General features: G+C 59.3%; 1 protein-coding gene. It reads right to left on the reverse strand.

Annotated elements, in window-relative coordinates; genetic code table 11:
- Window positions 1-347 (reverse strand): FAD-dependent oxidoreductase (locus ACFHWW_RS34270; protein WP_379943837.1); only part of this gene is annotated, 347 nt, incomplete at its 3' end.
- Between the last annotated feature and the right edge of the window lie 107 nt (window positions 348-454).

A 454-nucleotide genomic window follows, 5' to 3' on the forward strand; every position in this document is an offset into this window, starting at 1 on the left:
GTTTCATAGGAGAAGGGCCACGCGGGCGAGACTCCGGTGAAATGCTGTTTTTCACCAAACTCGTCGCGGCGATAGCGCATAAGAATGGCGCCATCAAACTTCGTGTTGCCGCCGACGCAGTAGTAGTGGCTGGGGCGAACCTGCTTCTTGCCGACCTGCCAACGCTCGGTGGTCCGGAAGTGCTTGTCGATAAAAATGGCTCTGGCGTCACGCGCCTGCGGCGTATCGACAATGGCTTCGCCGCGTTCGAGGATGACGATCCGGGCACCACTGCTGGCAAGACCAGCGGCAAGCGTGGCCCCACCCATGCCGGAGCCGATGATGACGATGTCGGGTTGTTCGTTCATATTGAATGTCCTGCGATCTTTCAGGCGCCGCGCACGTTCTGGTCATAGTCTAGGAGCGCGCCGGTCATCTCGCACGATTCGTGACTCAGCAGATAGCCAACCAACCC

The organism is Sinorhizobium sp. P24N7, assembly GCF_042436655.1.
Lineage (GTDB): Bacteria > Pseudomonadota > Alphaproteobacteria > Rhizobiales > Rhizobiaceae > Sinorhizobium > Sinorhizobium meliloti_A.